Annotated in this window: 3 protein-coding genes; 2 read left to right on the forward strand and 1 reads right to left on the reverse strand. The window is 64.8% G+C overall.

The window, feature by feature from the left end:
- Positions 1-58 precede the first annotated feature (58 nt).
- Positions 59-1,615 (forward strand): T9SS type A sorting domain-containing protein, encoded by a 1,557-nt coding sequence (locus VM054_03345; GenBank protein HUT98087.1) that lies wholly within the window; start codon positions 59-61, stop codon positions 1,613-1,615.
- Positions 1,616-1,895: 280 nt separating this feature from the next.
- Here the strand turns inward: VM054_03345 and VM054_03350 are convergent, their stop codons facing one another.
- Positions 1,896-3,248 (reverse strand): C1 family peptidase, encoded by a 1,353-nt coding sequence (locus VM054_03350; GenBank protein HUT98088.1) that lies wholly within the window; start codon positions 3,246-3,248, stop codon positions 1,896-1,898.
- 94 nt (positions 3,249-3,342) lie between these two features.
- Between VM054_03350 and mnmE the strand changes: the two genes are divergently transcribed.
- Complete coding sequence (gene mnmE, locus VM054_03355) at positions 3,343-4,713, forward strand: tRNA uridine-5-carboxymethylaminomethyl(34) synthesis GTPase MnmE (protein HUT98089.1); 1,371 nt, start codon at positions 3,343-3,345, stop codon at positions 4,711-4,713.
- Positions 4,714-4,901 lie beyond the last annotated feature (188 nt).

A 4,901-nucleotide genomic window follows, 5' to 3' on the forward strand; every position in this document is an offset into this window, starting at 1 on the left:
CTTCCCAGGTTTAACCGTTCAAGTGGATTGAAACGTATTTAAGTGAAATGAGGCTACGATGAAGAGGCTTTTTTGCGTGGTTTTCGCGCTGGCGCTGGCCGGGGCGGCCTCCGCCGGCGAGTGGCACTTCGAGATTGTGGACTCGGCGGATCGCGTTGGCGAGTGCACCTCTGTGGCGCTGGACTCCTCCGGTAACCCCCACATCTCGTATAACGGCAACGCTGATCTCAAATACGCCCGCTGGGACGGCGCCGCCTGGCAGATTGAGACCGTTGACTCGGCGGGAGGCTCGTACACCTCCCTGGCGCTGGATTCCTCCAACCGCCCCCACATCTCGTATTGCGGCAACAGTGATCTAAAATACGCCCGTTGGAACGGTAGCTCTTGGCAGATCGAGACCGTGGACTCGGCGGGAGACGTAGGCTGGTTCACCTCCCTGGCGCTGGATGACTCCGACTACCCCCACATCTCGTATTGGGACAGCACCAACGATGATCTAAAATACGCCCGCTGGAACGGTAGTTCTTGGCAGATCGAGACCGTGGACTCGGCGGGTTTCGTAGACAGGTACACCTCTCTGGCGCTGGACTCCTCCGGCTACCCCCACATCTCCTATGGATACCTCGATCTCATGTACGCCAGGTGGAACGGTAGCTCTTGGCAGGTAGAGACCGTGGACACGGTGGGAGACGTAGGCTTGTGGACCTCCCTGGCGCTGGATTCCTCCGGTCGCCCCCACATCTCGTATCACGACTGGACCAACGGTTGTCTAAAATACGCCCGCTGGGACGGTGCCGCCTGGCAGATTGAGACCGTGGACTCGACGTGGAGTGTAGGCCGGTACACCTCTTTGGCATTGGATTCCAACGACTACCCCCACATCTCGTATCACGACTGGGACAACGATGATCTAAAATACGCCCGCTGGAACGGTAGCTCTTGGTGGATCCAGACCGTGGGAGACGTAGGCTGGTACACCTCCCTGGCGTTGGACTCCTCCGGTAACCCGCACATCTCGTACTACGACGAAAACAACAATAATCTAAAATACGCTTACTGGGAAGGCGGGCCGGCAGTTGAGGATGCGGAGGTTTCCGCGAACACCTGCGACGAGGGCGTGCTGGTCGGCTGGACGATAACCGGCGACGCACCGGCGAGTTTTACCGTTCTGCGCTCGGTGGGGGATAACGAACCGGAGACCGTATCCGGCGCGCTTCCCGGAACGGCGGCCAGCTGGCTGGATGCCGATGTTGAAGCGGGGGGCGAGTACCGCTACTGGCTGGAGGCAACCGAGGAGGACGGGATGGTCTCACGTTTCGGGCCGACAGAGCCGGTGAACTTCCCCGGAGCGGCGCGGGAGCTTACGTTATCAATCTACCCCAGCCCGGCGAGCGGTTTGTTCACGGTTGACTACACGCTACCCGAGAACGGCTCAATTACAATTGCGCTCTACGACCTCTCGGGGCGGCGGGTGACGACGGTTCTCGACGGGGAGATGGCCGCCGGGCGGCATGATATTTCCTACGATACCTCGGCGCTCCCGCCGGGCGTGTACCTCGCCCGGCTGGCGACCGATTCCGGGACCCTCACCCGGCGGGTGGTTATAGCGCGGTAGCTTCACCCTTCACCCCGGCTGCGATGACGTAGGGGCCGACCTTCAGGTCGGCCCGTTATTTTCAATGGTGGCCCTCACCCCTACCCCCTCTCCCGGAGGGCGAGGGGGACGCGGCGGCCCGTTGAAGGGCCGCCCTACACCGCCCCGCTGCTTCCACTGAAAACAAAAAAACGGGAGGCTTCCTGGTCCTCCCGTTTTGAACAAGGTCTAGCTCGCGGAGATAATCCCTCGAATCCCTCCGAATCAAGTCCGCGGAACCGGGATGCAACGCCCCGCGTTGCTAGTACTGCGTGTAGTGGAAGTAGTACGGCTCGCCGACGCCCGCGTCGAACCCGTTGACGTACACGTGCGGCGTCACCGCCAGCTCGAAAGACCCCTGCGCCATGTTCAGCGCCCAGTACGGGATGTAGAGCTGCGTGCCCGACACGTCCAGGTTCTGGTACGGGATGTCGAACACGACCGTGTAGGCCGCCACCTCCCCGTAGATGTCGGAGAAGGCGGCGTGGTTGGCCCACAGGGGCGAGCCGTCGGAGAAGGTGAAGGACAAGAGTAACTGGCCCTGCCCGCCGGCGCAGTTGTAGATGCCGCCGCCCAGGTTCACCACCATCCCCAGCCCGTCCGGGGTGTAGATGTCGAAGGCCACGTCGGCGGCGTAAACCTCGGCGTAGGGTGAATCCTTGGACACGTAGATGTCGGTGTTGGTGACGGTCTGGGTCGGGGTGGGCTCGTAGTCCTCGACGTACTTGACGGTCGTGGTCTCCGGGTGCTCGGTCACATCGGGCTCGACGTAGGTGACGTCGGGCGGGGTGTTGATGATGAGGTCCTGGCAGACGTAGCCCTCGACGACTATGGCCTTGAGGGCGTCGTAGGATACCCAGCCCTTGCCCTTGTCGGACCAGCCGGTGCCCCAGGAGTTGAAAATCTTGAACGCGCCTTTGTTGTCGTCGAAGCCCACGGCGACCACGGCGTGGCCCCCGGTGGAGTAGCCGGAGTATGAGGTGTAGGTCTCGCCCGCGCCGAGCGTCTCGAAGCCGTCGTCAACCATGACGCCCAGCATGACCGGGAATCCGCTGGTAATCTGGGCCTTCATCTCCACGGTGTCCATGACGTTGACGCGGCGCCAGGTGGCGATGCGGTAGGGGTTGCCGGAGGATTTGAGAGCCGCCGAGGGCTGCCGCGAGCAGTCATACTGGTCGTACTCGAAGCTGGAGACGGGCACCGTGCCCTGCTCGGTGAGGATGTTGAAGGCGTCAATGTAGCTGCATCCGCCGAAGCGGTTGCCCGGCGGGTAGGCTATCTGGTTGTAGATGTAGGAGGGGCTGAAGACGTGGTCGGTGTCGGAGAGGTCCCAGCCGCGCTCGACGCACTCCTGGTAGCTCTTGACGGCGTAGGAGGAGGCCCAGCCGACGCAGGAGGACTGCTCGCCCTGGTCGCCCGGGGTGGGGAAGTAGCGCGAGAGGTCGGCGCTCACCGGCAGCTCGCCCATCAACGGCGGCGAGGCCAGGGGGATCGCGCGGTAGCGGTCCTCCTCGGCGAAGACGAGGCCCGTGGCGTGGGTGGCCAGCGCGGGCGCCAGCGCGCCGATTGCTAAAAGCGCGCAGACTATGCACAAAACGGTTTTTCTGTCCGGCATGGTCGGCCTCCGGGAAGGGGAACGATTTTCGAAAGTGTAGCTTAACGGGGGTGGATTTGTCAGGTGCAAAGGGTCGTGGGGTATAATCGGCGGCGTGGAGCATTCGTCGAAAGACACCATCGTGGCGGTGGCCACGGCGCCGGGCCGGGGGGCGCTTGACGTGGTGCGCCTTTCGGGCCCGCGCGCGGCGGAAATCTGCGCGGCGTTCATCCGCCCCGACCCGCGGAAAAAGCCGGCGCGGCACAACTTCGCCGCCCGGGCCCAGGGCGTCGGGGGCGTCCTGGACCGGCTCACCTGCGTGCGCTTCGAGGCGCCTAAAAGTTACACCGGCCAGGACGCGGTGGAGCTCTGCTGCCACGGCGGCGGGACGATAGCCCGGCGGCTGGTGGAGCTGGCGGTGGAATCCGGCGCCCGGCCGGCCGGACCGGGAGAGTTCACCCGGCGGGCCTACGAGGCGGGGAAATTGGACCTCTTGCAGGCCGAGGCGGTGGGGGCGCTCGCCGACGCGCGGTCGGCGGCCGGTGTGAGGCTGTTGGAGCGCCAGCTCGGCGGCGCCCTGTCGAAAAAAATCGGCGACTTGCGCGGTCGTCTCCTCGACCTCTCGGCGCGGCTGGAGGCTGAGCTGGCCTACCCCGACGACGTGCCGCCCACGAGCGGCGCGGAGCTTTCGGCGGGGATTTACGGGATTCGGGAGGAATTGAACGACCTGGCCGGGACGGCGGCCTTCGCCCGGGCGGCCATCTCCGGCGCGGCCGTCGTCCTGGTCGGGGCGGAGAACGTCGGCAAGAGCTCCCTCTTCAACCGCCTTTTGGGGGCCGAGGCGGCGCTGGTGACCCCCACGCCGGGCACCACCCGCGACGCCCTCTCCGGCGAGCTTCGGTTGGGAGATATTTCCGTAACGCTCTACGACACGGCGGGGCGGCCGGAGCTTTTCCGCGACGAGATTTCCGCCCTGGCCGCCGGGCGGGCCGCCCTGGCCGCCGGGGCAGCCGATTTGCTGCTCCTCGTCGTTGAGGCGGGCGACCCGGCCGTTCCCGGATGGGCGGGGGAGGAAATTCCACGGACGCCGACGCTGGTTTTGGTCAATAAATCCGACCTGGCGGCGGAGGGTCAAATTTCATCGGCCGTTCAGCGTCTTGCCGGAGAAACGGGACTGCCGTCGGAGCGGGTTCTGGCCGTGTCGGCGAAAACGGGCCGGGGGCTGGGTGAGCTTCGTGATCAAATGGCCGCCCGAATCACCCCGCCGGACATGGACGCGGCGCTGACCTCGGCGCGTCAGGCGGACGGGGTAAGCCGCGCTATTCACTCTCTGACCGAGGCTCGAAAGGCCCTGGATGGTTCGATCTGGGACGCGGCGGCGGTGGAAATCGCCGAGGCCCGGCGGGCGCTGGAGGAGGTCCTGGGCCGGGTGACCGACGAGGAGGTTTTGACCAAAATTTTCTCCACCTTCTGCGTGGGGAAGTAAATAGACCCCCTCCCCCTTTTAGGGAGAGGGACGGGGTGAGGGTTTAAGCGGCGGCCCGCAGAGGACTTGTCCTACGGGGCCGCCCTACATTCATCGCAAGACGGAAAATAAAACGGGCGGGTCGCCAGACCCGCCCCTACGTCAATCCGCGAATAAAATCCGTAGGAGCGACCGTCCACGGTCGCCCG

It is taken from the genome of bacterium (genome assembly GCA_035528375.1).
Taxonomy (GTDB): domain Bacteria; phylum RBG-13-66-14; class RBG-13-66-14; order RBG-13-66-14; family RBG-13-66-14; genus RBG-13-66-14.